The sequence below is a fragment of the Phycisphaerales bacterium genome, assembly GCA_040217175.1.
Classification (GTDB): Bacteria; Planctomycetota; Phycisphaerae; order Phycisphaerales; family UBA1924; genus JAHCJI01.
Window position 1 is genome coordinate 795,838 of the sequence record JAVJNT010000002.1, and the last position, 26,502, is coordinate 822,339.

24 protein-coding genes and 1 riboswitch are annotated in these 26,502 nt (G+C 69.2%); of the genes, 18 read left to right on the forward strand and 6 right to left on the reverse strand.

Going from position 1 to position 26,502, the window contains the following annotated elements:
- Positions 1-2: 2 nt before the first annotated feature.
- Positions 3-1,205, reverse strand: a complete 1,203-nt coding sequence (gene sucC, locus RIA68_10540) for an ADP-forming succinate--CoA ligase subunit beta (protein MEQ8317881.1) — start codon at positions 1,203-1,205, stop codon at positions 3-5.
- Between the two features lie 75 nt (positions 1,206-1,280).
- Positions 1,281-2,312 carry a TlpA disulfide reductase family protein gene (locus RIA68_10545; protein ID MEQ8317882.1) on the reverse strand — a complete coding sequence of 344 codons (1,032 nt, stop codon included), beginning with the start codon at positions 2,310-2,312 and terminating at the stop codon, positions 1,281-1,283.
- 216 nt (positions 2,313-2,528) lie between these two features.
- Here RIA68_10545 and RIA68_10550 point away from each other — a divergent pair, with 216 nt between their 5' ends.
- From RIA68_10550 to RIA68_10565, 4 genes are all read left to right on the forward strand, one after another.
- A complete protein-coding gene (locus tag RIA68_10550) occupies positions 2,529-3,137 on the forward strand; it encodes a hypothetical protein (GenBank protein MEQ8317883.1) in 609 nt (202 codons plus the stop codon).
- A gap of 50 nt (positions 3,138-3,187) precedes the next feature.
- Positions 3,188-3,631 carry a hypothetical protein gene (locus RIA68_10555; protein MEQ8317884.1) on the forward strand — a complete coding sequence of 148 codons (444 nt, stop codon included), beginning with the start codon at positions 3,188-3,190 and terminating at the stop codon, positions 3,629-3,631.
- A gap of 307 nt (positions 3,632-3,938) precedes the next feature.
- Entirely contained in the window at positions 3,939-4,409 is a 471-nt protein-coding gene (locus RIA68_10560; protein MEQ8317885.1) for a hypothetical protein, read from the forward strand.
- A 108-nt stretch (positions 4,410-4,517) separates the two neighbouring features.
- Positions 4,518-4,772, forward strand: coding sequence for a Rho termination factor (locus RIA68_10565; GenBank protein ID MEQ8317886.1), 255 nt, complete (start codon positions 4,518-4,520; stop codon positions 4,770-4,772).
- Between the two features lie 6 nt (positions 4,773-4,778).
- Here the strand turns inward: RIA68_10565 and RIA68_10570 are convergent, their stop codons facing one another.
- Together RIA68_10570 and RIA68_10575 are read right to left on the reverse strand one after the other, a co-directional pair.
- Positions 4,779-5,417: a flavin reductase family protein gene (locus RIA68_10570; GenBank protein ID MEQ8317887.1), complete on the reverse strand. Its 639-nt coding sequence runs from the start codon at positions 5,415-5,417 to the stop codon at positions 4,779-4,781.
- Between the two features lie 39 nt (positions 5,418-5,456).
- Positions 5,457-6,764 (reverse strand): transglutaminase domain-containing protein, encoded by a 1,308-nt coding sequence (locus RIA68_10575; protein ID MEQ8317888.1) that lies wholly within the window; start codon positions 6,762-6,764, stop codon positions 5,457-5,459.
- Positions 6,765-6,958: 194 nt separating this feature from the next.
- Here RIA68_10575 and RIA68_10580 point away from each other — a divergent pair, with 194 nt between their 5' ends.
- Genes RIA68_10580 through RIA68_10605 form a run of 6 tightly spaced genes read left to right on the forward strand, consistent with a single transcriptional unit; the run spans position 6,959 to position 13,007 of the window.
- Positions 6,959-8,425: a class II fumarate hydratase gene (locus RIA68_10580; protein MEQ8317889.1), complete on the forward strand. Its 1,467-nt coding sequence runs from the start codon at positions 6,959-6,961 to the stop codon at positions 8,423-8,425.
- Between the two features lie 51 nt (positions 8,426-8,476).
- Positions 8,477-9,274: a UbiA family prenyltransferase gene (locus RIA68_10585; GenBank protein MEQ8317890.1), complete on the forward strand. Its 798-nt coding sequence runs from the start codon at positions 8,477-8,479 to the stop codon at positions 9,272-9,274.
- Positions 9,275-9,319: 45 nt separating this feature from the next.
- The gene (locus tag RIA68_10590; protein ID MEQ8317891.1) at positions 9,320-10,765 is read left to right on the forward strand and encodes a hypothetical protein; all 1,446 of its coding nucleotides are present in this window, start codon (positions 9,320-9,322) and stop codon (positions 10,763-10,765) included.
- Positions 10,766-10,788: 23 nt separating this feature from the next.
- Positions 10,789-11,232: a YcfL family protein gene (locus tag RIA68_10595; protein MEQ8317892.1), complete on the forward strand. Its 444-nt coding sequence runs from the start codon at positions 10,789-10,791 to the stop codon at positions 11,230-11,232.
- A gap of 27 nt (positions 11,233-11,259) precedes the next feature.
- Positions 11,260-11,808, forward strand: a complete 549-nt coding sequence (locus RIA68_10600; GenBank protein MEQ8317893.1) for a hypothetical protein — start codon at positions 11,260-11,262, stop codon at positions 11,806-11,808.
- Positions 11,809-11,840: 32 nt separating this feature from the next.
- Complete coding sequence (locus tag RIA68_10605) at positions 11,841-13,007, forward strand: serine hydrolase domain-containing protein (protein MEQ8317894.1); 1,167 nt, start codon at positions 11,841-11,843, stop codon at positions 13,005-13,007.
- On the opposite strand, the gene RIA68_10610 is transcribed toward RIA68_10605, so the two are convergent.
- Positions 12,980-15,625 carry a M14 family metallopeptidase gene (locus tag RIA68_10610; GenBank protein ID MEQ8317895.1) on the reverse strand — a complete coding sequence of 882 codons (2,646 nt, stop codon included), beginning with the start codon at positions 15,623-15,625 and terminating at the stop codon, positions 12,980-12,982. The two genes, RIA68_10605 and RIA68_10610, sit on opposite strands and share 28 nt — an antisense overlap.
- 42 nt (positions 15,626-15,667) lie before the next feature.
- On the reverse strand, positions 15,668-16,546 hold the full coding sequence (locus tag RIA68_10615; protein MEQ8317896.1) for a queuosine precursor transporter: 879 nt from the start codon (positions 16,544-16,546) through the stop codon (positions 15,668-15,670).
- A gap of 87 nt (positions 16,547-16,633) precedes the next feature.
- On the opposite strand from RIA68_10615, the gene scpB reads away from it, so the two are divergent.
- From scpB to thiC, 8 genes are all read left to right on the forward strand, one after another.
- The gene (gene scpB / locus RIA68_10620) at positions 16,634-17,266 is read left to right on the forward strand and encodes an SMC-Scp complex subunit ScpB (protein MEQ8317897.1); all 633 of its coding nucleotides are present in this window, start codon (positions 16,634-16,636) and stop codon (positions 17,264-17,266) included.
- Positions 17,267-17,312: 46 nt separating this feature from the next.
- Positions 17,313-17,750, forward strand: a complete 438-nt coding sequence (locus tag RIA68_10625; protein ID MEQ8317898.1) for a carboxypeptidase-like regulatory domain-containing protein — start codon at positions 17,313-17,315, stop codon at positions 17,748-17,750.
- Positions 17,751-17,809: 59 nt separating this feature from the next.
- Positions 17,810-18,886, forward strand: a complete 1,077-nt coding sequence (locus RIA68_10630) for a DUF58 domain-containing protein (GenBank protein ID MEQ8317899.1) — start codon at positions 17,810-17,812, stop codon at positions 18,884-18,886.
- Between the two features lie 39 nt (positions 18,887-18,925).
- On the forward strand, positions 18,926-21,121 hold the full coding sequence (locus tag RIA68_10635; protein MEQ8317900.1) for a DUF3488 and transglutaminase-like domain-containing protein: 2,196 nt from the start codon (positions 18,926-18,928) through the stop codon (positions 21,119-21,121).
- Positions 21,122-21,190: 69 nt separating this feature from the next.
- A complete protein-coding gene (locus RIA68_10640) occupies positions 21,191-22,039 on the forward strand; it encodes a PilZ domain-containing protein (GenBank protein ID MEQ8317901.1) in 849 nt (282 codons plus the stop codon).
- Between the two features lie 328 nt (positions 22,040-22,367).
- On the forward strand, positions 22,368-23,930 hold the full coding sequence (gene rny, locus RIA68_10645) for a ribonuclease Y (protein ID MEQ8317902.1): 1,563 nt from the start codon (positions 22,368-22,370) through the stop codon (positions 23,928-23,930).
- The gene (locus tag RIA68_10650; protein MEQ8317903.1) at positions 23,927-24,436 is read left to right on the forward strand and encodes a DinB family protein; all 510 of its coding nucleotides are present in this window, start codon (positions 23,927-23,929) and stop codon (positions 24,434-24,436) included. Before rny ends, RIA68_10650 begins: the two co-directional genes overlap by 4 nt.
- A gap of 29 nt (positions 24,437-24,465) precedes the next feature.
- Positions 24,466-24,564: riboswitch (TPP riboswitch) on the forward strand.
- A complete protein-coding gene (gene thiC, locus RIA68_10655) occupies positions 24,554-26,494 on the forward strand; it encodes a phosphomethylpyrimidine synthase ThiC (GenBank protein ID MEQ8317904.1) in 1,941 nt (646 codons plus the stop codon). It overlaps the preceding riboswitch by 11 nt.
- Positions 26,495-26,502 lie beyond the last annotated feature (8 nt).

Below are 26,502 nucleotides of genomic sequence, written 5' to 3' on the forward strand. Positions count from 1 at the left end.
GGCTAGGCCACCGCTGCGGCGACCTTCTTGGCGGCGTCGCCCAGGTCGCTGGCGGCCTGCAGCGTCGTGAGCTTGCCGCTGGCTTCCTCGAGGATCTTGCGGCCCGCGTCGACGTTCGTGCCCTCGAGCCGGACGACTAAGGGCACCTCGAAGCCGATCTCGGTCGCGGCGTTGACGATGCCCTGCGCAATCACGGCGCAGTCCATGATGCCGCCGAAGATGTTGACGAGCACGCCCTTCACGGCGTCGTCCTCGAGGATGATCCGGAACGCCTCGGTCACGGCCTCCTCCGAGGCGCTGCCGCCCACGTCCAGGAAGTTCGCCGGCGTGCCGCCCTCGAGCGCGATCGTGTCCATGGTCGCCATCGCCAACCCCGCGCCGTTCACCAGGCAGCCGATGTTGCCGTCCAGCGCGATGTAGCTCAGGCCGGCTTCCTGCGCGCGCAGCTCGCTCTGGTTCTCCTCGGCGGGGTCGAACATGGCCTGCAGGTCCTTGTGGCGGAAGAGCGCGTTGTCGTCGAAGTTGAACTTGGCGTCGATGGCCAGCAGCTCGCCGTCGGGGTGCTCGCTCGTTGGCTTGGTGACGATGAGGGGGTTGATCTCGGCGATCGAGCAGTCCTTCTCGAGGAAGGTCTTCGACAGCGCCATCATCGTCTTGACGGCCTGGCCCACCAGCTTGCCCTTGAAGCCCAGCGCGAACGCGACCTTGCGGGCCTGGTAGGGCTGCAGCCCCAGCAGCGGGTGCAGCCGCTCCCGCACGATGGCGTCGGGGTTCTCCTCGGCGACCTTCTCGATCTCGACGCCGCCCTCGCTACTCGCGATCAGCACGTGCCGCCGCGTCTTGCGGTCGGTGGTGATGGCCATGTAGTACTCGTGGGCGATGTCGACGCCCGCCGCCATGAGCAATTTGGTGACCTCGAGCCCCTCGGGCCCGGTCTGCACGCTGACCATCTTATTGGAGAGCATGAACTCGGCCGCTTCGGTCGCCGCCTCGGCGGTCTTGACGAGCTTGACGAACCCCGCCTTTCCCCGCCCGCCGGCGTGCACCTGGGCCTTCACGACGGCGAGCTTGACGCCCGTCATGCCCTTGGTGACCTCGTCGAACACGGCCGCGGCCCGGCTCGCGTCCTCGATCACGACCGCCGGCGGCACGGGCACGCCCGCCTGGCTGAGGATGTCGCGGGCCTGGTACTCGTGGATCTTCATAAGGAGTGCCTCCGTGCGGGTGCGGGCGTGGACGCTGGCAGCGTAGGGCCGGCGGGCCGCTCGCACGCCCCGCCATCACCCCTCGCGTGCCGCGGCCCGGCGATACGCGGCGAGCTTCTCCCGCAGGGCCCAGGCGCCGTCGGCGTCTTCCTGGCGGAGGGCCAGCTCGATGACCTCGATCGCCCGCCCGACGTTTCCCGCTCGGAACTCGGCCTCGGCCAGCGTGCCGTCGTACCACAGGTCGGTCTCGTCGGTGCGCAGCGCATACCCGCGGCGTGCGGCGGCGAGCGCGAGTTCGAGGTTGGGCTCCATCCCGTCGGGCGTAAAGTCGAGCGCGAGCTCGGCGATGGCCATCGGGCCGCTGGAGACCTCGCCGGTCGGTCCCTCGAGCGCGGCCCACGCAAAGGCGCTCGCGCCGGGGTCGCCGGCCTCGAGCAGCGCCTCGTAGCGCTCGATGGTGGCCGACGTGATCATGACCTTCTCGTGCCTCTCGATGGCCGCTTGCATGTCGAACGTGCCGGCGAGCAATTCCTCGACGACCTCGTGCGCGGGCCGCTCGTAGCCCACGTACACCAGCCGGCCCGAGCGGTCGACGACCAGGGCCGTGGGGATGCCGCGGTGCCCGGCCGCCCCGGCCCACGCGTCGTACAGCCGCTTGTCGTCCAGGAACGCGACGCCGAACTCCATGCGGCGCTCTGGGTCCATCGCCATGGCCGTCGCCGACTCGAGCGTGCAGCCCCAATCGTCGGCGTTCGTCGCCGCGATGACGACCACGCCCTCGTCGGCGTGCTCGGCCTGCAGCTCGGCCAGCTCGGGGAAGCCGGCGATGCACGAGCCGCACCACGTCGCCCAGAACTCGACGACGTAGATCGACTCGCCATCGAACGGCATCGCGTGCGGCTCGCGGATCCAGTGGTCGACCTCGAACGCGGGGGCGGGGTCGCCGACGCCCAGGGGCGGAATGTCGGGGGTCCAGTCGGGCGAACCCCGCTGCACGGGCGGAGAGGCGCAGGCGGGCAGCAGGGCGAGGCCGAGCGCACCGAGGAGCATGGCGATGGCGAGCATGGGGCGACGGGTGATGGGGCGGATCAACGAACGAATCGACATGCGTTCCTCCACGGTCGCGGGGGCGGGAGCGTCCGGCCGCGCTCGTACCCGCGCGGCTGCATCGGGTTGCGGCTGGCCGGGCGGAGCGGGAGCATTGAACGCGGAGGTCGCCAAGGGCTCGAAGGCGGGAACGCCGCGAGATCGTCCGGGCCGCGGGCGTGAGCACACGGCCAACGATGCCACGTCGTTTATAGAATGGATCGCCCCGGAGCCCGCATGCCCGCGTACACAGTGCAAGACTGGCCCGACGTCGACGAGCGCTACGCCATGACCAAGGCGGAGGCGCGCGAGCACTTCGACTTCTTCATGTCCGTGAAGGACAAGCGCATCGAGATGCTGCGCGAGCTGGTGCACGCCGACACCGGGCTGGAGTTGTCGTACACCAAGCGTTCGCTGCGCGAGTTGCACCCATGGTGCCAGACCCAGGCAAGGATTCGCTGGCACTCAGACGAGCAAACGGCGCTCGATCGCCAGGATCCGATGCTCCGTGTTTCGATCGACACAGAAGGCCGGTTATTCGAATTGACCAAGCGGGCCGGATCCATCGGGGCCGACCTGGGCATCTTCTGCTGTGAGACGCTCATCCGCAAGGAGCCAGCCCTGCGTTGGGACCTCGACACCCGCCGGTCGATCAACATAAACAACCCATCGGTGCACGGATTCCGGACCAACTACCACCCGGAAGACCCAATTAGACGGGGCTGCTCGTATCTGTACCGCCTCGCGGAGGTCCGCCTTGGTCGCGAGACCCCGCCGATCATGCGGCTCGATCAGGCGCTCGCACTGCTTCAGAGCTGGGCACCCGCGCGCACCGACGAGGCGTAGCACCGCGCGAGCCACGCCCGCGCGTACGCTCCCGCCACCGAGGCCCCGCCATGAAGCCCCACGACCGCCAGCTCTTCGATGACGTCTTCGCCGACGCGACGGTGGTGGACATCGACCTATCGCGCGACGATGGCGAGGTCGCACTGCTGGTCGAGGCCGTCGACGCCGTCGAGCGCTACTACTTCGTGCGGTTCCTCAAGGTCCGCTCGTTCGCCATCGACCGGCCGCGCCCCGAGGTCGGCGGCATCTTCACGCTCGACGCGTACGAGTTCGCCGAGGCGAACGGGGAGCTGCGCATCGACCTGGGCCGCCCCGGCCGCGATACGAGCCTCCGGGTCCGCTGCCAGGGCGTGGGCCTCGAGCCCGTCGACGAGCGGATCGTCGAGATGGTCGCCCCGGGGAGGATGCTGGACGACCGCACGCTCATCCGCCCCGGCGTGCTGGCCATGGCCGCCGCCATCCGCCGCGAGTTGGGGGCGCGAAAGGGCTGGTAAGCGTGGCACGAGGCCGCGAACTCGCCGCACTCCGGGCATCGATCCAGCCTCGACAGCACGTAGCCGCAGCCGGCGCACCGGCCGCGGCAACCCGGCCGTGTTCCTGGTCAGCTTCGGCGCGGGCAACTCGGCCGAGGTCATCTCGACCGAGGCCGCGTAAGCCGAGGTTGTTTTCTTCGCCCCGAGCCACCGCGGCGGGCCGTGCGTTCTCCGGCCCGCGGCGGTGCCTTCGTGCGCGCACGGCCCGTGCGCCGCGCCGGGCCCGGCCGCTAGCATGCCCGGCGAGGACACAGGAAGGAGCAGAACCATGCACCCGACCCGCACCCGCCGCACGCTGACGATCATGCTCGCGACGCTGGCCCTGCTGGCCGCCTGCACGGCGACGCACACGGCGACCGACGCCCCGCGCGTGGAGTACCTCGAGATCGTGACGCCGCAGGTCGACGCGACCTGCGACGTGTTGGCCGAGATCCGCGGCGTCGAGTTCGGCGAGCCCGTCGCCGAGCTGGGCGGGGCGCGGCTCTCGCCGATGGCCGGCGGCGGGAGCATCGCCGTCCGCGGGCCGCTGCGCCCCGACGAAGCGCCGGTCGTGCGGCCGTACCTGCTGGTCGACGACCTCGACGCGGCCGTCGCGGCGGCGCGCAACGCGGGGGCCGAGATCGCCATCGAGCGCATGCCGCTGCCCGGCCGAGGCAGCATCGCGATCTACATCCTGGGCGGCATCGAGCACGGGCTGTGGGAGCCGTGGCCGCAGGGCGATGGGGACGACCCCGGCTGACGCGTGGTTCACCCGGGGTTGGTCGCGGTGCGATCGATGGCCGCGGCCGAACGCATAGACCTTCCTTGATCACACTGGAGCACGCCGAGCGAAAAGGGAGGCCCGACCATGGCAGCCAGCAAGGACCACGGCCCGAGCATCAAGGACGACGAGAAGTATGAGGCCCTGCGCGACGAGGGGATGAGCAAGGAGAAGGCCGCCCGCATCGCCAACGCCGACAACCCCGGCGAGAAGGGCGGCAAGGCCGAGAAGTACGAGGACCGCACCAAGGACGAGCTGCTGGAGCGGGCCCGCGAGATCGGCATCGACGGGCGCAGCGACATGACCAAGGACGAGCTGATCGAGGCGCTCCGGAATCACTGACGCACGCTACTCGAGCGCCTTCTTGCCCCACGGCAGCTCGAACCGGTCCCGCGTCGTGCAATAACCCGGCCCGCCCATGCGTCCGAACGCGGCGAGCCTCGCCGGGTCGGCGTGGTGCCGCTCGTTGACGAGCCCGTCGGTCGCGTGCACGCGGACGACCTCGCCCAGCACGAGGTTGCCAGAGGAGGGAACGCCCGGGTTCGTGCGCACGACCTGTCGCGTGACGCACTCGAATGCCGCCGGGCACTCGGCGACCCTGGGCGGCTTGACGACGCTGCTGGCGATCGGCGTCAGGCCCGACAGCTCGAACTCGCTCTCGCCGTGCGGCAAGGGCTCGGCGCACGCGGCCATCTGGCGGGCAATGGCTTCGGTGACGACGTTGACGACGAACTCGCCCGTGCCGCCGTCGCGCTCCGGCAGGCAATTCTTGAGCGTGTCCTTGTCCTTGCCCGCACCATCGCTCGCCGGGCAGAACGCGAGCATCATGGGCTCGCTGCCCACGCCGCAGAAGAAGCTGAAGGGCGCGAGGTTCGGCTTGCCATCGACCGACACCGTCGAGACGAAGGCGATCGGCCTCGGCACGATCAGGCCGATCAGCAGCTTGTAACGGTCGCTCGCGGCCAGGTCCTCGGGCGTGAACTCCATGCCGCGAGCGTACGCCGTGCTCCAAACATCAACCGGGCCCTAGCGACGGCGGCGTCGGGGCGTGTCGCCGCCGCCGCCCTGCTCGCGCGTCTCGCGGCGGGACTCGGCCGTCTTGGGCGTGCTCGTCACGTCGAACATGATCATCTGCTCGGCCCGGCTGGGCTCGGCCGGCTCGGCGAAGATGCCCCAGAAGCCCGGGCTGCCGTAGGCCTTGACCGTCACCGGCGGGTGCACGTGGTGGGCGAAGGGCGCCCAGTAACGCGTGTCGTCGATGGTGCCGAAGCCGTCCCAGGGCTTGCGCAGCACCTCGACGTCGGAGATGTCGGGCGCGCGGCTGGACGAGCGCATCATGCCGTTGAAGTCGACGGGGATCCACGTCGTCCGCCCGTTCTCGACCAGCGCGAACTCGACCCACGAGATGATCTCGCCCTCGCGGTCGTTGCGCTGCGTGAGCACGTCTTCGTCGTCGGCCCGTGCATCGGCGATGATGCCGATGACCATGCGCGCCGGCAGCCCGGCCCGCCGCATCGCGTACACGAGCACCGCGCACGTATCGAACTGGTTGCCGCGGCGGCGGACGAACGTGGTGGGCACGCCGTGGACCTCCAGGCCCTCGATCTCGCCGGTACGCGCCGTGTTCAAGCCGTTGCCCGTCCGCGAGCGGATGTGGGCCCACACCGCGCCGGTCAGGTACTTCGCGACGAGATAGGGCGGCACGTTCCTCGGGCTCGTGCCCAGGCGCTCGATGAGGTTGTCGATCGACCCCGAGACGCGGTCGAGGCCGCGGTATTCCTCGCCGTCCAAACCCAGCTCGATGCCGACCTGGGGGTCGAGGGCGCTGAGCGCATCTTCGGGCCAGTCGCCAACCGGCCACTCGACCGCGATGGCGCGCTCGTCGTTCACCGTCACGTCGTACGAGGTGATGCCGATTTCGGTGACCACCGAGATGTCGCGGGCCGTGCCCTCGGCGATGGCGAAGCCCAGGTAGCGCGAGCCGGCGTGCTTGTTGTTCAGGCGGACGAACGGGTCGGTGCTCGCGGGGGTCGCGTCTCGGTCGTCGACGCGGACCTTCATGTCGACGCGGTTCTCGTGCACGCGGTGCAGGCTCGTCCGCTCGAGCACGGGCACGACCACGGTCGCCTGGTCGAACGCCCAGGTGTCGCGCGAGGCGCCGCGCTGCTGCTCGACGCTGCCAAAGTCTTGCCACGCGCGGATGTTGACGCGGAAGCGGATCGTCCAGTCGCGGCTCTCGCCCTGGCGGAGCACGCCCTGGGCCAGCACGCTGCTGGCGACGGTCATGCCGGCAACCGCGGCGACGAAGCGGATCGATGAGAACGATGCGAACATGGGAAGGGGCCCCCTTGGTGACGGGCGTTTGGGCGTGACGGCGTGTCGAGCCGCGGGTCCGAACACTGTACGGACGGGCCGAGCCCGGGTTGCGGGGAGCGCCGCCGTGGCACCCGGGTCCGCGGGTCGCCCATACGATGCGAACGCAGCCCGGAATTAGGCCACCCCGTCCCGCAGCCCTGCCAGGAGACCCCATGACCGCATCGAGCACGCTGACCGCTTCGAAGACCCGCACCGAGAAGGACTCCATGGGCACGATGGAGGTGCCGGGCGACGTGCTCTACGGCGCCAGCACGCAGCGGGCCGTGCTCAACTTCCCGATCAGCGGCCGACCCGTGCCGATGCCGATCGTCCGGGCCTACGGCATGCTCAAGGCCGCCTGTGCGCGCGCTAACGCGGAGCTCGGCCTGGTCGATCAGGACCGCTCCACCGCCATCGAGCGCGCGTGCGAGGCCATCGTCGGCGGGCTGAAGGACCACGGCGGGCTCGAGCGACACTTCCCCGTCGACGTCTTCCAGACCGGCAGCGGCACCAGCACCAACATGAACGCCAACGAGGTGATCGCCAACCTCGTGTGCCTGGAGCGCGGCGCGCCCATCGGCAGCTCGAAGGACCAGGCCTACCTCGACGCCGGCGGCGTGCACCCCAACGACCACGCCAACTACGGGCAGTCGTCCAACGACACCTTCCCCACCGCCATGCACGTGGCCGCCGCGGTCGCGATCAAGGATGACCTGCTGCCCGCGCTCGACCGCCTTGCAAGCGCGCTCGAGGCCAAGGCCAAGGCCTGGGACGGCGTCGTCAAGATCGGCCGCACGCACCTGCAGGACGCCACGCCCATCCGACTGGGCCAGGAGTTCAGCGGCTATGCGCGGCAGGTGCGCCAGGGCATCACCCGGCTCGAGCGCGCCCTCGAGACGCTGGCCGAGCTGCCACTGGGCGGCACGGCCGTCGGCACGGGCATCAATACCCACGCACGCTTCGGCTCGCTCGTCGCCAAGGAACTGAGCAAGGCGACCGGCTGCGACTTCCGCGAAGCCGAGAACCACTTCGAGGCCCAGCACGCCAAGGACGCGTTCGTCGAGACGTCCGGCCACCTGCGCACCATCGCGGTCAGCATGAGCAAGATCGCCAACGACGTGCGCTGGCTCGGCAGCGGGCCGCGCTGCGGCATCGGCGAGCTGAAGCTGCCGGCCGTGCAGCCGGGCTCGAGCATCATGCCCGGCAAGGTCAATCCGGTGATCTGCGAAGCGGTCGTGATGGTGTGCTGCCAGGTGGTGGGCAACGACGCGGCGGTCGCCTTGGGCGGGCTAGGCGGCGTCGGCAGCCTGCTGGACCTCAACGTCGCGATGCCGATGATGGCCGCCAACGTGCTCGATTCGGTCGAACTGCTGGCCAACGGCAGCGACGTGTTCCGCGAGAAGCTCGTCGAGGGCCTCGAGCCGGATGAAGAGCGGTGCGCGGCCCTGATCGAGGGCAGCCTGGCGATGTGCACGAGCCTGGCGCCCGTCATCGGCTACGACCAGGCCGCCGCCATCGCCAAGGAGGCCTTCGCTTCCGGCAAGACCGTGCGGCAGATCGCCACCGAGAAGAACGTGCTGCCCCAGGACGAACTCGACAAGCTACTGGACGCCCGGAGCATGACCGAGCCGGAGGGCTGAGGCATCGAGCGTGCCGCTCCGTCGACGCTGGCCCGGCTGGACTACGCGTGCGTGCCGTCGGCGGCGTACGCGGCCGGGGTGTCGGCGGGCACGCTGGCGATGGTGGGCGCCGCAGGCACGGGGACGCAGGTTCTTGGCATCGCCCTGGTCACGTGCATCGCATGGATGGCGCACCTGCTCGACCGAGCCAAGCCGCTGGCTCGGTGGCACGACCCGGCCGACCGCATGGCCGACGCCGCGCGCGACGCGTGGGTGGTGCGTCGGCGTCGCTGGCTGAACGCCGCGGCGATGGCGTCGGGGGCGAGCGCGTGCGTGCTCGCGCTCGTCATCGAGCCGTGGCTCGTCGTGCTCGTGCCCATCGGCGCCGCGTCGGTCCTGATCTATGGCGCGCGAACGAGCGAGAGCCGACGCACCCGGCCCAAGGACGTGCTGATCTTCAAGAACGCGCTGACCGGGCTGGCGTACGCCACGCTCGTGGGGTGCGTGCTGTGGGCGGTGCTGCCCGAGCGGGCCGGGCTCTGGGTCTCGCTGGCGATGGTCGCCCTGCTGGTTGCGGCCGACGCGATGCTCAGCGACATCGACGACACGCCCGCCGACGCGACCTTCGGCACGCGCACGGTCTCGGTGCTCGCGGGCCGGCGATGGGCGACCTGCATCGGCCTGGCCCTCCACGGCGTCGCGGCCCTGCTGTGGGGGGTTCTCGGAACCGGCTCGGGAAGGGCCTTTGCATACGGGATGCCACTGACGGCCGCCGCCCTCGTGGTCGCCCCCACGCTGCGGAGGGCGATCGACCTGCGGGCGGGCGTGCTCGGGGTGGCTGCGCTCGCGTGGCTCGTTCTGCGCTCGTAAACCGGCGCCTGCGAATCCGAGTATAGTGATTACTAGCAAATCCCGATGCCTGCCCCGAACCGAACCATCCCGATCGCCCACTGCCTGTGCCTTGCGTGCCTGCTGGCCGGCTGCGCGAGCGGGCTCCGGCCGATCCAGCAGACTTTCCGGCAGGGCGACTTCACGGGAGCGGCCGACGACATCCGCTCCTACGCCCGGCGGCACGACGGCGGGACGCCCCAGACCGTGATCGCCCACATCGAGCACGGCTCCATGGCACGCATGGTCGGCCGGTTCGAAGAGAGCGACCGCGCGTTCGCGATGGCCGAGGCTCGGATGGCCGAGCTCGACGAGCGACCGGGCATCAGCGCGGGCGAGCGGCTCTCGGTCCTGGCGCGTACGCCCGACCGCATCGCCTACGAGGGATTCTTCTACGACCGCCAGTTCGTCGCGGCGTACCGGGCGCTCAACGCGATGGCCATGGGCGACGTCGAGGACGCGCGGCAGCACTTCGTGCGCGCGGATCGCTGGCAGACGTACGCCATCGTCGAGAATCGCAACCGGGCCGAACGCGTGCGCGAAGAGCAGGCCGCCGCCCGCAGCCGCTTCGGCTCGTTCGACCGCGTCGCCGCCGATGCGCGCCTGGACGAGGCGACGCGCGAGAAGTACGGCGATCTCTCGCAGTACGAGGCCTACGCCGAGTTTGCCAACCCCTACGTCGACATGCTTCGGGCCGTGTACCTGATGGGCGTGGCCGAGAGCGCGAGCGACTACGACGTGGCGCGCAACCTGCTCCGCCGCGTCGCCGGCATGGCCCCCGACAACCCGTACGTGAAGCGGGACCTCGACCTGGCCGATCGGCTGGCGCAGGGCGACCTCGATCGGCCCGATCTGGTCTACGTATTCTTCGAAACCGGGCTCGCCCCACGCCGCGAGCAGACGAAGATCTCGGTGCCGACGTTCCTCGTCACCGACGTCGTGCAGATCGTGCCGATCGCGATGCCGTACATCGTGTTCGACGGCACGTACGTGCCCGCGCTGCAGGCCAGCACGCCCGAGGGCGTGCACGAGTCGTCGTTGCTGGCGAGCGTCGACCGCATCGTGGCTGCCGAATTCGCCGCCCAGCTCCCGGGCCTGCAGACGCGGATGATCGCGGCGGCGGCGTTCAAGGTGGGCGTGCAGGCCGGGCTGTATGCAGCCACGCGGCGCTCGGACCCGATTATCCGCATTGTCGCGATGCTCGGCGGCGCGATCTGGGCGGCATCGACGAACGAGGCCGACCTGCGGACGTGGGCGACGCCTCCCAAGCACGTCGAGTACGTCCGGCTCGATGCGCCATCGGATGGCCGCGTGTCGCTCGACGTGGGCGGACGCCGCTACTCGGTCGCGGTCGAGCCCAAAGGCATCACGCTCATCACCGTGCGCTCGGTGCGACCGGGCGCGCCGGTGCTGATCACCACCATTAACCTCGAGCCCGAGCCGTGGACGCTCGAGCCGCTGGAGACGCAGTGAACCCCTGGAAGGGAGCCAATGCCATGACAACGAAGCTATCCATGAACCGAGCCTTGCTCGCGGCGTGCCTCGTCGGTGCGCTGCTGGCCTCGGGCTGCGCGCGGTGGCAGCCGCGCGTGAACACCACGCAAGAGGCCGAACGCGAGGGCAAGCCCCAGCAAATCGAGGACGCCCGGCTGATCTGGGACAAGGACCTGGCCAGGGCCGTGCAGCTCGTCGGGCTGATCGAGGGCACGGCACCGAACGGCTTCAAGAAGATCGAGGCCGAGCTGTTCAACGCGACGCGGCAGCGGATGGCGATCCGGTACCGCTTCGAGTGGTTCGACGCGGAGGGCTTCGCCGTCGCCGCGCCCATGGATGGATTCCGTGATCGTGCGCTGCTGTCGGGCGAGCGCACGCGCATCACCGCCGTGGCGCCCAACGCCCAGGCGGTCGACTTCGAGCTCGAGATCATCGGCGCCCCGTAAAGACTGTTCCGAGGAAAGGACTGACCCATGTACACCAAGACATTCATCGCGCTGGCGGGCGTTGCCGCCATGGCCACGCTGCCCGCTTGCCGGACGGACGCCTTCGGCCCGCGCGAGCAGGCCCGCGGCACCGAGGTGACCACGCACGGCCTGGACGTCCAGGACATCGAACGCGTGGCCGAGGAACTGAGCCAGAGCCTGATCCGCTCGAACTACATCACGCAGGACGGCGACCGGGCGGCCATCGCCGTCAATCGGTTCGTCAACAACTCGAGCCAGATCAACATCGACCGCGACCGCGTGACCAACATCATCATGCAGACGTTCATCAACAGCGGCCAGGCGGTGGGCTACACGCCGGCCGACTTCGAGACGCTGGTCACGCGCGGCCGGCTGCCCGAGCGCTCGTACGTCTTGAACACCAAGATCTACGAGGACGTGGCCGAGAGCGGCCGCGATTTGCAGGTCTCGTACATCTTCCAGATGCAGTTGCTCGACTACACCGGCGACGGGGTGAACCCGATCATCTGGGTCGAGGAAGAGCGCATGACGACCGAGAGCCGGCGACGGCGGTAGGCTTGCGTGATTCGCAACCGGGGGATCGACGCATGCTGAAGCTGCTTGCAGGGTGTTGTGTCGCTGTCGGCGTTGGCCTGGCGACGCCGGCGGTCGCGTGGTCGCAGGAGGCCCCGGTCGTTGCCGAGGCGCCGGCGTGGCATGCGGCGGTCGATCAAGCCGTCCGCGACGAGATGGAGCGGCAGGAGCTCGTGGGCGTCGCCATCGGTGTCATCCGCGAGGGACGCATCGCGTACACCGCGGGCTACGGGCTGGCGGATCGCGAGAACGAAGTGCCGGTCACCGAGGACACGATGTTCCGCTGGGCGTCGATCTCGAAGCCCGTGACGGCGGTGGCGGCGATGCAGCTCGTCGAGCGCGGCGAGCTCGACCTACGCGCCGACGTGCGTGACCACGTGCTCGCGTTTCCGGACAAGGGCACGGCGATCACGACCGAGCAGTTGCTCAGCCACCTTAGCGGCATCGTGCACTACAGCAACGGGCCGGTGATCCGCCGGCCTCGGGAGTACGACTCAGCCAACCCGTACGAGAGCGTGATCCTGGCGCTGGATCGCTTTGCACTGTCGCCGCTGGTGAGCGAGCCGGGCGAGCGGTACAACTACAGCACGCACGCGTACATCCTGGCGAGCGCGGTGGTCGAGCGGGCGGGCGAGGGGACGTTCTGGGAGCAGGTGCAAAGCCGCATCTGCGAGCCGCTGGGGCTTCAGACGCTGCAGCCCGACTACCAGTGGGTCGACATCCCCAATCGGGCGGTCGGCTATCGCAAGATCGGCGACCACGTCTTCAGGAGCACGAACACCGACGTGAGCTGGAAGCTCGGCGGGGGCGGGTTCATCTCCAACGTGCACGACCTGGCACGCTTCGCCGCGGCGCTCATGAACCACGAGCTGGTCGGCGAAGCGACGAGCCAGGACATGTGGACCGAGCGGCTCGATCGCGAGGGTGCGTCGCGAAACTACGGGCTGGGGCTGAACGTCTCGCGCCCCAACGGCAACCTGCGCATCGCCCACAACGGATCGCAAGAGAAGGCCCGCACGCGGATGATGTTCTATCCCGAGCTGCGCCACGGCGTGGTCGTCATGAGCAATACCGTGCATGCAGACCCGGGCGCGATCACCACGGCGATCTACCGGGCGATCAACGAATCAGAAGACGTTGATGCGGGTGCCGCTCAGAACCTCGAGAGCGTCGGCCCGTAGATGATCGCGTTCATCAGCAGCCGCATGCCGGCGTGGTGGAATCCTCGGATGGTGACGTCGTCGGCGAAGACGATGACCGACCCGCTGCCGACGCGGTGATGGATGATGAACGGCTCGCCGGCCATGCGGTCCTGGTTCTCTTGGCTCACGGGGCCCGAGATGATGGGGTTGGTCTCGTCGTAGCGGGCTACGACGTAGGCACTGTCTCGCATGGGCAGGTCGCTCATGCCGCGGACGAGCACGCCCATCCAGCTCTGGTGGTCTCGCAGGCCCGAGGTGAGCGGGTGGGTGCGGTCGAGCCGCGTCAGCGCCATCGCACCGGCGACTCGGCGGGCAACCGACGCGTCCTCGCGCTCGGCCCAGGTCTTGGTATTGGCCTTAGCCTCGTCGTCATCGTCGTCGCGATCGTCTCGCTCGGCGCCGGCGATCTCACGGAGCGCCCAGCCCGCGGCGCCGTCGCTGGCCACCACGGCCCCACCACCGCGGATCCAGCGGCCGATGTTCTCGGCAGCGCTGTTCGAGAGCCCGCCCATCGATGGCAGCACGATGACGCTGTAGTCGCTCAGGTCGACGCGGCCGAGGTCGCTCGTGTCGACGCGCGAGTAGGGGAAGGGGAAGGTGATGTCGAGCATGTGCCAGTGCTGGCCCGCGCTCAGGCTGCTCGTGCCCGGGCCGGTGGCCAGCAGCACCTTGGGCAGCCGCAAGATGGGGTTGGCGTTGTTGCCCAGCATGGGGCCGCTGGTGGTGAAGCCCTCGCTGGCACGGTGCACGCTGACACCGCTTGCGAGCACGTCGCGCACGAAGGCCTCGAGGTCGCGGTCGGGGTTGCGGATGAGGTGTACCAGCAGGCTGCCGCGGGCGAAGGTATTGCCGTCGACCTCGACGGCATCTCCGAGCACGCGACAGAAGATGTCGTGCTCGACGGCATGCCCCACCGCGACGGGGAAGTTGTGGTGGCTCGAGTCGATGAGCAGCGCGACGCCGCCGTTGCCAGTAAGGCGAGCCGTGGGCGGCGCGTAGCGGGTCACGGGCTCGGTGCTTGCGTCGAGGAAGTCATCGCTCAGCCAGGCGTGCACGCCGAAGCTGATCGGCAGGCTCCATGCGGTGATGTCGTACGTGTCGGGGTTCTCGACCTCGGTGACGCGCTCGAACATGGTGCGCACGAGGGCGGACATGGGCTGGCGGGCGTCGATGATCCAGGTGCCCTCGGGCAATTCGAGATCTTCGACGATCTCGCCCGTGTCGTACGTCATGAAGGCGCTGGTGGTCAGGCCCTCGGTCAGCCGCTCGACCTCGATGCCGTGCATGAGGCAGAAGTCCCAGACCTTCTTGAGCACGGCCGGGTCGTTGCCCGCCGAGATGGCGAAGGCGCGCGGGCCTGGGCCGTCGCCGACGGCGCCCTCGGCCCAGAACCTGGCGAAGCGCTCGAGTTGGCCCTGGCGGTTCTCGGCGGTGACCTCGGCGTAGTTCATCGCCGTCACGAAGTGATCGCGTACGCGCTCGGGCAGCGTGAGGATGTACTGGTCGCTCACGCGGATGCCCAGCCCGGCGCGCCCGTGGCCGGCCTTCTCGAGCAAGAGGCCGATGGCGCCGTGGTAGACCGGCAGCACCTTGCCGTAACCGGGATAGAGGTAGTCGAAGCGCTCGCGGGTGGCGTAGACGATGCCGCCCTCGTCGAAGGCCTCGGCGTTGGCGCGGCCGTACAAAGCGATCCAGTCCTTGGTTTCCTGGGAGATGTTCTTGTTGTAGGGCGTGTCGCCCTCGCCGAAGAAGTAGGGGCTGGTGAAGCCCTGCTCGTGGTAGTCCAGGTGGAGCTGCGGCAGGTAGCGACGCATGGCGGCCAGACGGCCCCGACTCTCGGGATGCACGCCCCAGACGAGGTCGCGGTTGAGGTCGAACAGGTAGTGGTTGCTCCGGCCGCTGGGCCAGGGCTCCTGATGCTCGAAGGCGTCGGGGTTGGGGTCGGGCTCGATGCCCATCGCGTTCTCGTACCACGCAACGTAGCGGCTCTGGCCGTCGGGGTTCACCTGCGGATCGATGACGATCACGCAGTTGTCGAGGATGTCGCTGACCTCGTCGTTGGTCGCGGCGGCGAGGGTGTAGGCAAACTGCATCGAGATCTCGCCGCAGCTTGCTTCGTTGCCGTGCACGCCGAAGCTGTAGAAGATGATGGCTGGGTTGCTCTCGATGATTTCGTCGCGGCGGGCGGCGCTGAGCGTGTCGGCTTCGCGCAGCTCGGCGTTGGCGGCCAGGATCTCGTCGAGGCGCTGAAGGTTCTCCGGGCTCGAGATCGTGAGCGTGATGAGCGGGCGGTCCTGGTGAGACCGGCCGTACTCGGTGAACCGCACGCGATCGCTGGCTTCGGCGAGCGCCTTCGAGAAGGCGACGCGGTCGTGGTGGCGCGTGAAGCGTTCGCCGACCTTGTAGCCCAGGGTGCCCTCGGGCGTGGGGATGGCCGGGTCGAACCGCAGCCCGCCGAAGTACTCGTAGGGCACGTCGGGGTTGGGCGAGACGTCGCTGGCGCCGAGCGTTCCCTGCGCGATGGCGTTGGGTGTGATGGCCAGCGGGGCCAGCACGCACGCAGAAAGACCCAGCACACTAGCGGCGATTGCACGCATCCGAATCTCCTCACGCCAGCGCCACTGGCTCGTCACGAATCGTCAGCCCACTCCGGCCTCGACCGCTGCGCCCACGGGCGGCGATGGCGGGCCATCGGCGGGCGGCAGCCGGAGGTACCGGGCCAGCCACCTGGAACCAATATAGAACGGCACGGTGTCCACCAGCGCCGCCACCAGCTTGAAAGCGTACCCCGTGGCCACGAACAGCAGCAATTGCGGGGCGATGGCGCGGCTCTCATCGACCGGTAACCCGTTGGCGATGAAGTAGGTGATGAGGATGACCGCGACGGTGTCGACGAGCTGGCTGACCAGCGTGCTGCCGTTGTTGCGTAGCCACAGGTGCTTGCCGTTGGTCAGCCGCTTCCAGAAGTGGAAGACCTGGACGTCGACGAGCTGGGCCACGAGGTAGGCGATCATGGATGCAAGCACGGCCGCGAACGCCAGCGAGCGGACCTCGAAGAAGACCGGCAGGCGCCCGGCGGCGTCCCTCGCCAGCTCGCCCTTCTCGGGATCGACCGCCTCGAAGCCGGGGAGCACGCCTCCGAACCAGAGCACACCGATGACCCACAGGTTGACCACCAGCCCCATCCAGACGACGTCATTGGCGCGGCGTCGGCCGTAGAGCTCGCTGATGAAGTCGGTGCACAAGAAGGTGATGGGGTAGGGCAGCACGCCCACCGCGACGGCGAAGGTGAGCGTGAGCGGGTCGGGGCCCGAGCCGACGCTGACCTCGCCCAGCTTGATGAAGCGGCTGATGCCCAGGATGTTCAGCATGGCCAGGGACGCGAGGAACAATCCGGCCAACACCAGGAACACGCCCTCGCGCCGGCGGTACAGCGTGGCCTCGTCCAGCTCGGCCAGCCCGTCATAGCCGTGCTGGTGGCTGGGCAGCGTGGCGCGGGTTTCGTCGGGCGTCGCCATGACGTGGGACGATAGCAAACACCGAATGGCCCGGACGTCGGCACGCCCGAAGGGCAGGCACAAACCCCATCCGCCTAGCATCGCGGCGTGAGCACCACTGCCGACCACGCCCAGACCGCTGCGAAGGACGCCAAGGCCGCGCCCGAGTTCGGGCCCGCCCCTGAGGGATTGGCGGCGGCGTTCGAGGCCATCCTCCTCGCGGCCGGGCGGGCCGTACCGGCGGACGCAGCCTGGGAGGCACTCTCGCTCCGAGAAGGCGCCGCCGACTTCGCGGGCGAGGCGTCGGCAAAGGACGTCGTCGCGGCGCTCGCCACGCAGTTGAATGACGAGCTCGAGGCCGCCGGCCGGCCGGCGCGGGCCGAGCGGCTGGCGGGTGGGTATCGCCTGATGGTCGCGCCCGAATTCGGTTCGGTGGTGGCAACGTTCGACCGCAACCGCCAGAGCACGAAGCTCAGCCGGGCGAGCATCGAGACGCTCTCGATCATCGCGTACCGCCAGCCGATCACGCGGGCCCAGATCGAGGCCATCCGAGGCGTGGCGTGCGGCGAGGTGCTCCGCAGCCTGCTGGAGCGCAAGCTGATCGTCATCAAGGGCCGGGCCGAAGAGGTCGGCCGGCCCATCCTGTACGGCACGACGCCGCAGTTCCTCGAGCTCTTCGGGCTGGCGAGCCTGAAGGACCTTCCCGGGGCGGCCGGTGCGATGAAGACCAACGAGTCCTAACGGCGCGCACGGACGCGACGCACGCCCTCCACGAAGGAGACCGACCATGACCCTCCGAACCCGCGCGATCTTGCTGAGTGCCCTCGCGATCGCCGCCGTGTTGCTGCCGGGTTGTCAGACGCCCAGGCTCGAGGGCGTGGTGGTGCCCGGTCGGCTGGGTGTGGTGGCGGTGATCGACGACGACGACGCGCGGCTCGACCAGGTCGGCATACCCGATGCACGCGTCCGCGTTCGGCTCACCGGCAACGGGCGCATGCTGGTCGATACGACGACCGACGAAGAGGGACGCTTCAGCGTGCCGACCAGCGGCGAACAGATGGCCCGCGGCACGGTGCGGGTGATCGTGGAAGCCGACGGCTACGCCCGCATCGATCGGCAGGTGCCGCTTCGGAGTTTCTACCGCTCGCTGTACATCACGATGGTGGAGCACGCCGGAGCGTCTCGAGCCGACGACGACGCCGGCGACGCGGAGACGCCCGGCTGAGCACGCAGAACGCCAAGCCTGCCCGACCGACCCGGCGCTACCACCTGCACCTGCCGGGCGTGGCGTACGTCATCGTGACGGCGTTCGTGCTGCTGGGGGCGATCAACAGCCAGAACAACCTGCTCTTCTGGGCGCTTGGGCTCGCGATTGGGGGGCTGCTGGCCTCGGGCTTCGTGAGCGGCGCGTCGCTGCTGGGGGTGGCGGTCGAGCGTGAGGTCGTGCCCGAGGCGCAGGTCGGGCGGCCGTTCCAGATCCGCTACCGCGTTCGGAATCGCAACCGGCTGATACCCGCGTATGCGCTGCTGGTCGAGGAACTCCCGCCCAAGGGCGTTTCGCGGAAGGACGGCGTGCTGGTTGGCAAGCCCGTGGCGAGCATCGGGCGGGTGCCGCCACGTCGGACGGTTCGCTGCGAGACCAGCGCGCTCGTCGAGCAGCGCGGGCCGTTCGAGCTCTCGCGCGTGCGGGTGAGTACGACGTTTCCCTTCGGCGTGGCGCGAAAGAGCGTGACCTTCGACCTGACCCAGCCCGCGCTGGCGACGCCGGCCGTCCACCGGCTGCGGAGTAACGTCGTCGAGACGATCCTCCAGCCCACGCATGACGGTTCCGAAGCCATCGCCAGCCCGGGCGCGGGCGAGGAGTTCTACGGCGTGCGCGAGTATCGCATGGGCGATCGCGTACGCGACGTGAGCTGGCGGCTCTCGGCGCGGAGCGACACGCTCGTGGTCACGCAGCGTTCGGCCCGGGCGCCGCGGCACCTGGTGCTGCACCTCGACCTGGAACCCGAGTTGGCGGCCAACCGTGAGCCGCCGGCGGAACAACTGCTGGTGCTGGCCGCTTCGCTCATCGTGGAAGCCGGACGAAGGGCCATCGCGGTGCGGCTGAGCATTCCCAGCGTGGGGATGTCCAGCGGCGCGGTGACCACGCCCGCGGGCAGGGCGGGCCTGCTCCGCCGGCTCGGGTCGTTCGGGTTCTCGAACGTAACCACGCACGAAGGCCCAACGCCGGTCGCGCGGTTCGGGGCGGTGGTGCTCACGTTGACCCGCGGACCGACGGCCGGTGGCGTGCACACGCTGAGCGGGGAAGACCTGCCCCGCCTGCGAGCCGAACCGCACAAGGATCCGAACCGAACCACCTAGAGCGGACCCGCGACGGCGCGCGGCCCCCTGCACTCGCCCATGACCCTCGAACGATCCCTGCGACTGGCGTTGATCTGGACGGCCCTGCTGGCCATCGCGATCTATGCCATCGCGGCCGAATCGCTGATGGTTGCGATCCTGGGCATGCCCAGCGCATGGTTGTGCTGGTGGGCGGCCAACCAGCCCTGGGGCCCTCGCGTGCCGCGGATGCTCATCAACGCGGTGCTGCTGATCGTGGTGGCGCTCGGGCTGGGCCTCGCGTCGCTCGACGGCCAGTTCAACGTCGAGCGCATCGCCGAGATGCTCGCGTCGCTGCTGGTCATCAAGCTCTTCGACCGGCGGACGGCCCGCGATGCGGCCGAGGTGCTGGCGCTGTCGGTATTCCTCGTCTTCGGGGCGATCCTGACGAGCCTGAAGCTGAGCGTGGGCGTCACGCTGCTGGTGTTCTGCCCCTTGCTTGTGTGGGCGGCGCTGGTACAGCAGGTCGTGGCGACCGACGAGCGGGTCTCGTCGTACCAGGAATCCATCGGCGTGACGCGGCGACGCGTGCGCCAAGGCGGTGCGATGTCGCGCGGCTTGCGCCGGATGACGGGCATGCTGACGATCTCGGCCTCGCTGATCGCCGCGGCCGTGTTCGTGCTGGTGCCGCGCGGGCTGGCGCCGAGCTTCCTGGGAGACTTCGGCGGCGAGCGCGGCTCGGTCACGGGCTACACCGACACCGTGGAACTCGGGCGGCCGGGCCTGATCTCCGAGAGCCAGGAGAAGGTGCTCGACATGCGGGTCACCGATCGCTCCGGCGGCAACATGGGCGGCGCCGGGCGGGTCTATTACCTGCGGGGGGCGGTGCTGGATCGCTACGAGGGCGGCCGCTGGACGCGGGAGCGTCGCCAGCAGCAGGGATTCCAGCGGATGCGGACCACGCCCGACCTGACGCTGCCGACCGGCTCGTCGAGTTCGAGGGCGGTGATCCGCCAGGAGATCTCGCTGCGCGAACCGCCAGGGCGTGGGTCGGTGCTGTTCGCGATCCAGGAGCCGTTCCTGTGGGAGTTTGCCGAGCAGCTCGAGTTCGTGCTGCACCGGGACCACGGCACGCTGCGCCTCGAAGATACTGCAAAGGCCCAGAGCTACACGGTGCTGTCGGGCCTGCCGGGGGCGCGCGTAGCGAGCAACCGACCTCCGGTGGCGATCGATCCGGACAATCTGGTCGACTTCGACAGCGAGAAGATCCGCACCAAGACGCAAGAGATCCTGAGCGCGGAGGGACTCGTGGCCGATCGCGTGCCGCGCAGCCCGACGGAGATCGCCGGCGCGACGCGGGCGATCCGCGACTATCTCGGAGGCTTCGAGTACACGCTCGACATCTTGCGGGCCGATGGCGACCCGATCGAGTGGTTTCTCGAGGAGGGGCGGCGTGGGCACTGCGAGTACTTCGCCTCGGCGATGGTCGCGATGTGCCGGAGCGTGGGCATCAACGCGCGGATGGTGACGGGCTACGTCGCGATCGAGTACAACGAGGCGACGTCGCAGTACACGGTGCGCGAGAGCAACGCCCATGCGTGGGTCGAGGTCGAGCACGCACCGGGACAGTGGCGCCGGCACGACCCGACGCCACCGGCCGACCTCGAGCGTGTGCACGCGCCCGATACCAGCCTGGCGTCGATGGCGCGGCGGTGGGTCGATGCGCTCGAGTTCTTCTGGGTCGACTCGGTCGTGAGCTTCGACCGCGGCTCGCAGCGCCGCGTGCTCGGGTCGGAGGAAACCAACGACGAGCCGCAAATCGCGGCGCTCGAGTCGATCGCGGCGTTCCTCGAGCGGGCACGCGCGTCGGGCACGGCGGGCATCATCCAAGCGGTGCTGGCGGGTGCGATGGCGTTCACGGGCGTTCTGGTCATCACGATCCTGGCGCAGTCCTTCTTCCGCAACCTGGGGATCGGCGGCGGACGCGGGCCGCGGGTACGCATCCTCGGCGGCACGCGCGACGTGGGCGAGTACTTGCTGCGGGTGCTGGACAAGGCCGGACACCCCAAGCCGGGCTGGAAGCCGCTGCTGGCCCACGTGCAGGGGGTGCCGGGCAAGGCGGGCGAGGGCTTCTCGGACGTCGTCGATCGGCTGTACCAGGCCCGGTTCGGGGGGCAAGCGCTCACCGCCCAGGAGGCTCAGGACCTTCGGCGGGACATCGTCCGCGCGAGCGAGCACCTGGAAGGCGTCGGGGAATCGGGGACCGGGGCGGGCTGAAGTCGCGCCGGGAATCGCTCGATATGGGTCGTGGTGGCCGGTCGCAGGCCGGAGCCGGAGGCCCGATCCATGAACACGAACCGATCCCGCACCGAGCGTTGGCGTGATTGCCTGTGCCAGATCCGTGACCGTGGCGGTTCGCTCGAGGTGAGCGTCGACGTTGGCGATTCGTCGGCGGTGGGCATGGCCAACCTCGTGTGGCGCGTCCGGTTGCTGGGCATCGACGACGAGCGGCTCGTGCTGGAGCAGCCCGTGGCGCTCGGGCAGACCATGCGTCTGGAGCCCGGGCTCGGCTTGATCGTGGGGATGTCGATCGGCCAGAACCGCTGGATGTTCCGCACGCGGTCGATCGAGCCGTCGGCCGGCGACATGCGGGGCCTGCTGCACGTTGCAGCGCCGACGCTGGTCGAGCGTTGCCTGCGCCGCAACTTCTATCGCGCGAGCACGGCTGGCTTCAGTCTGCCGCTGGTGCAGGGCTGGCGCCTGGTCGATGCCGAGACCTCGGTGGCGGCCGAGGTTGCCAGTCGGATTCCGTTCGAGGACGGCGCGCCGACCGGATCATCGGGCGGGCTGGAGGCACCGGTCGCGCTGATGCCCGAGGTCGCGGGCGCGTTCCAGGGACAACTGGTGAACGTGGGCGGCGGCGGCGCGGGGTTGTTGGTGCCGCCGGCGTCTCGGCCGAGCTTCGATTCGAGCGGCCGCTACTGGCTGCGATTGTCGCTGGGCAGCGACATGCCCGGGCCGCTGGCGGTAACGGCCCGATGCGTGCACCAGCACCTGGACAGCTCGCAGAACCTGCACCTTGGTTTCGCGTTCGACTTCTCGCTGCACGCGGAGCATCGCGACTTCATCGTTCGGCAGATTACCGGGTACGTGGCGCGCGTCACGGGCATGCAACGTGCCCGGCAGGCCGGCTAATCCCACTTCTTTAGAATCGTTCTTATGGCAAGGGCGGCGTGGAGCCTGCGTACAGATCGCAACCGTGCGGTTGGGGTTCTGCTATACTCGGACGGCCGGGGAAGACCCGTCCGACGCTCGACCGACGCGGTTCGAACATCACCCTGATCTTTCGCGGCGACCGGCGATTGTCGTTCCCCGCGTTCACGGCCACCGGACCGACGGTGGTGCCAACAAGGCCAGCAGACGCGACGCCGCCCGTTCGGCGGTTGCGTCGTAGGGCGATTGTTCGTGAGACACCGTGCCGGCTCGGGCGTGCGACGTACGCCTGTTTGCTTGAGCCGCCGCGATGCCCGAACTCGTTTCCATCCTGATCGGACTCGGCGGCGTGGTGCTTGGCGTCATACTGGGCGTGTTCGCGCACGGCCGGTTGATCTCCAGGACCCTGTCGCAGGCGCGCACGGAAGCCGGCTCCATCACCGAGCGGGCACAGACCGAGTCCGAGGCGATCCTGAGCAAGGCCGAGGCCGACGCCGAGAAACGCGTGCACCAGCGGCTCCGCGAGGTCGACGAAGAGCTCGACGCCGAGCGCAAGCGGCTGCGGCAGGAGGACAAGGAGCTCTCGAAGCGCGAGTCCTCGCTCGACAAGGCCGAGTCTCGGCTGGGCGATCGCGAGAAGCAGGCCGACAAGCGCGACCGCGAGCTGCGCGATCGCGACGAGAAGCTCGAGGCGCGTGCGGGCGAGTTGGAGACGCTCATCGAGCGGCAGACCAGGGCGCTGGCCGAGGTGGCCGGCATGACGCCCGAGGAGGCCCGCGAGGCGTACATCGACCGGGTCTCGGAAGACTCGCGGCACGAGGCGGCGGCGGTGGCCCGGAAGATCACCGAAGAAGCCGAGAACCAGGCCCGCGAGCGGTCGACGGAGATCCTGCTGCAGGCGGCCCAGCGGTTTGCCGGCGAGTTCGCGAGCGAGCACCTGGTGCGATCGGTGGCCATCCCCAACGACCAGATGAAGGGCCGGATCATCGGCCGCGAGGGCCGGAACATCCGGGCCATCGAGAAGATGACCGGAGTGGACATCATCGTGGACGACACGCCGGGCGTCATCACGGTGTCGTGCTTCGACAAGGTGCGGCAGTCGATCGCGGTGGAGGCACTCGAGCGGCTGATCGCCGACGGGCGGATGCATCCCACGCGGATCGAGGAGACGGTCGAGAAGGTCCGGGCCGAGTTCGACGAGCGCATCCGCAAGCACGGCAAGGATGCGCAGATGGAGGTCAAGATCGGCGGGCTGCACGCCAAGGTCATCGAGGCCATGGGCAAGCTGCACTACCGCACGAGCTATGGCCAGAACGTGCTGGCCCACTCCATCGAGGTCGCGACGTTCAGCCAGATCATCGCCGACCAACTCGGGTTGAATGGCAAGCTGGCTCGCCGGTGTGGCTTCCTGCACGACATCGGCAAGGCGATGGACCACGAGATGGAGGGCGGGCACCCCAAGATCGGCATGGACTTCGCCAAGCGGTACGGCGAGAAGGAGCCCGTGCTCAACGCCATCGGCGGGCACCACGGCGACATCCCCTCGACGAGCTTCTACACGCCCATCGTGATGGCGGCCGACGCGCTCAGTGGCGCCCGGCCCGGCGCGCGGCGCGAGTCGATGGAGCTGTACATCCAGCGATTGAACGACCTGCAGGACATCGCCAAGGGTCACAAGGGCGTGGTGGAGGCGTATGCCGTGCAGGCGGGGCGTGAGGTCCGCGTGATGGTGGACGCCAAGAAGGTGAGCGACGACGAGGCGCACTACATCGCCACGCAGATCGCCAAGCGGGTGGCCGACGAGATGACCTTCCCCGGCGAGATTCGGGTGACGGTGCTGCGCGAGACGCGCGCGGTGGAGATCGCGCGGTGATCGACGCCAGCGACGTCAAGGCCGACGCCATCGGCATCCTCCTCGCACACTGCCGGTCGGCCGACATTGAAATCCTCAACGCGATGCGTGGGCTCACGCCCGAGCAGCTCGACCGGCAGTTCGAGATGGGCCTGGGTTCGATCCGTGCGACGTACGAGCACGATCTTGGCGCCCTGCGTGGCTGGGCCGACGTCTACGCGAACCGGCCCAGGCGGGCGTGGCTGCCCGACGAGGGGCCGTACACGATGGACCAGCTCGGAGCACTCACAACGGAGCTGCACGACGACTGGGCCGAGATTGCCGGCAAGTTCCCGCTCGACGAGGTCATCGAGCGGCCGCGGGGCGACTCGGTGCGGCGGTTCACGCGGGCCCACATCCTGGTGCACGTGACGACGCACAGCATGCACCACCGGGCCCAGATGATCAACATGCTGCGGCACGTGGGGGTCGCGGACCTGCCAACGGGCAGCGTAATGCACTGGGTCGACGCGGCGGTCTTCCCGTAGGGCGGCGAGGCCCGGGGGCCAGCTACCATCCTGCTCGCTCGGGGCGCCCCATCGGCTATGGGGCTGAGATGCACCCGCACCACCTGATCCGGGTCATGCCGGCGGAGGGAATGCGCCATGACGACGTTCGATACCAGCAGCACATCGAAGACCAGCGGCGACGATGCACGCGTGTACGGCCTGGGAGCCAACCCGCAGGCGGACACCCCCACCGCACGGTTTGCCGTGCCGACGCGCGGGGCGGGCAACCCGGGGGACGCCGGCGTCACCACGCCGGGAAGCTTCGCAAACAAGGCGGAAGTCGGCAAGCCGCTGACGTTCAGCTCGCCCGACACGCCGGGCATGCCCGAGGCGAGTCCGTTTACGGCGTGGAACTTCCTGCCCGATGGCTGGACGATCGAGGCGGCGGGCGATCACGAGACCGGCTGCGGCGGGCATAACAAGCCCGATGTTGGCGTGTATGTCAGGTGCGTCGCGCCCGAGGGCTTCGAGCCCATCACGCAGCTCGAGCATGCGCGGCTGGGCACGGTGACGGAGCAGATGCGGCGCGTGGCCGAGCGTGAGGGGCACCTGACGCCCGAGCAGGTGCGCGACGAGGTGGCCGTCGGTCGGCTCGTGATTCCCGCGAACCTGACGCACCTGAAGTACAACCTCGACCCGATGGCCATTGGCCGGGCGACGAAGACCAAGATCAATGCGAACATGGGCGCGTCGCCCGTGTCGAGCGGCACCGACGAGGAGGTCGAGAAGCTCAAGTGGGCCGAGAAGTGGGGCGCTGACACGGTGATGGATCTGTCCACCGGCGGCGACCTGGACGAGTGCCGCAAAGCGATCCTGCGGAACTCGACCGTGCCGATCGGCACCGTGCCAATCTACAGCATGATCATCGGCCGGAAGCTGACCGATCTGGACGAGCAGGTGGTCCTCGAGACGCTCGAGCACCAGGCCAAGCAGGGCGTCGATTACTTCACGATCCACGCCGGGGTGCGGAAGAAGGACCTCAAGTACGTCAAGAACCGGCTCATCGGCATCGTGTCTCGCGGCGGCAGCCTGCTGGCCAAGTGGATGCTCGAGAAGAACCGCGACAACCTGATGTACACGATGTGGGATGACATCTGCGAACTGATGCGTCGCCACGACGTGACGTTCTCGATCGGCGACGGCATGCGGCCCGGCGGGCTGGCCGACGCGACCGACGACGCGCAGCTGGCCGAGCTGGAGACCATCGGGGAGCTGACCGAGCGCGCGTGGCGGCACGGCGTGCAGGTGATGGTCGAGGGGCCGGGCCACGTGCCGCTCGACCAGATCGAGTACAACATGAAGCTGCAGCGGCGGCTGTGCCACGGCGCGCCGTTCTACGTGCTCGGGCCGCTGGTGACCGACGTGTTCCCGGGGTACGACCACATCACGAGCTGCATCGGCGCAACCAACGCGGCGTACCACGGCGCGAGCATGCTGTGCTACGTGACGCCCAAGGAGCACCTTGGCCTGCCCAAGAAGGGCGACGTGAAGGAGGGCTGCGTGGCGTACAAGATCGCCGCGCACGCCGCCGACGTGGCGCTGGGCATCCCAGAGTCGCGCGTGTGGGACGACGAGCTGACGCGGGCCCGCGCCGCGCTCAACTGGGAAAAGCACTTCGAGCTTGCCTTCGACACCGACACCGCCCGGGCGTACCACGATGAGGACCTGGACGTCGACACCGACTTCTGCGCCATGTGCGGCCACGACTGGTGCTCGGTGCGCATCAGCAAGGAGATCCAGGAGTTCGCCAGCGGCAAGGCCGAGGGCTTCGAGCGCGGCAAGCCGGTCAAGAGCGCGGCGCTGAGCGAGGAGCAGCAGAAGATCCTCGAGCAGCGCGGCTACCTCAAGCCCGAGGAGATCCACAAGCTGGCCAGCAAGGTCAAGAAGGGCGTGAAGCCCGGCGATGACGACGGCAAGGCCGCGTGCCACAGCGATTACGTGGACGACGAGGACGCGAAGAAGATCCAGGAAGAGACGCTCGTGCAGGTCGACGTGCGGCCGGCGCTTGGGATCGGCAAGGAAGATCGGGTGTATTGAGCCGGCGA

Coding starts and splice junctions, on each gene's coding strand:
- sucC (MEQ8317881.1), bottom strand. CDS start 1,205: ATGAAGATCCACGAGTACCAGGCCCGCGACATCCTCAGCCAGGCGGGC.
- RIA68_10545 (MEQ8317882.1), bottom strand. CDS start 2,312: ATGTCGATTCGTTCGTTGATCCGCCCCATCACCCGTCGCCCCATGCTC.
- RIA68_10550 (MEQ8317883.1), top strand. CDS start 2,529: ATGCCCGCGTACACAGTGCAAGACTGGCCCGACGTCGACGAGCGCTAC.
- RIA68_10555 (MEQ8317884.1), top strand. CDS start 3,188: ATGAAGCCCCACGACCGCCAGCTCTTCGATGACGTCTTCGCCGACGCG.
- RIA68_10560 (MEQ8317885.1), top strand. CDS start 3,939: ATGCACCCGACCCGCACCCGCCGCACGCTGACGATCATGCTCGCGACG.
- RIA68_10565 (MEQ8317886.1), top strand. CDS start 4,518: ATGGCAGCCAGCAAGGACCACGGCCCGAGCATCAAGGACGACGAGAAG.
- RIA68_10570 (MEQ8317887.1), bottom strand. CDS start 5,417: ATGGAGTTCACGCCCGAGGACCTGGCCGCGAGCGACCGTTACAAGCTG.
- RIA68_10575 (MEQ8317888.1), bottom strand. CDS start 6,764: ATGTTCGCATCGTTCTCATCGATCCGCTTCGTCGCCGCGGTTGCCGGC.
- RIA68_10580 (MEQ8317889.1), top strand. CDS start 6,959: ATGACCGCATCGAGCACGCTGACCGCTTCGAAGACCCGCACCGAGAAG.
- RIA68_10590 (MEQ8317891.1), top strand. CDS start 9,320: ATGCCTGCCCCGAACCGAACCATCCCGATCGCCCACTGCCTGTGCCTT.
- RIA68_10595 (MEQ8317892.1), top strand. CDS start 10,789: ATGACAACGAAGCTATCCATGAACCGAGCCTTGCTCGCGGCGTGCCTC.
- RIA68_10600 (MEQ8317893.1), top strand. CDS start 11,260: ATGTACACCAAGACATTCATCGCGCTGGCGGGCGTTGCCGCCATGGCC.
- RIA68_10605 (MEQ8317894.1), top strand. CDS start 11,841: ATGCTGAAGCTGCTTGCAGGGTGTTGTGTCGCTGTCGGCGTTGGCCTG.
- RIA68_10610 (MEQ8317895.1), bottom strand. CDS start 15,625: ATGCGTGCAATCGCCGCTAGTGTGCTGGGTCTTTCTGCGTGCGTGCTG.
- RIA68_10615 (MEQ8317896.1), bottom strand. CDS start 16,546: ATGGCGACGCCCGACGAAACCCGCGCCACGCTGCCCAGCCACCAGCAC.
- RIA68_10625 (MEQ8317898.1), top strand. CDS start 17,313: ATGACCCTCCGAACCCGCGCGATCTTGCTGAGTGCCCTCGCGATCGCC.
- RIA68_10635 (MEQ8317900.1), top strand. CDS start 18,926: ATGACCCTCGAACGATCCCTGCGACTGGCGTTGATCTGGACGGCCCTG.
- RIA68_10640 (MEQ8317901.1), top strand. CDS start 21,191: ATGAACACGAACCGATCCCGCACCGAGCGTTGGCGTGATTGCCTGTGC.
- rny (MEQ8317902.1), top strand. CDS start 22,368: ATGCCCGAACTCGTTTCCATCCTGATCGGACTCGGCGGCGTGGTGCTT.
- thiC (MEQ8317904.1), top strand. CDS start 24,554: ATGACGACGTTCGATACCAGCAGCACATCGAAGACCAGCGGCGACGAT.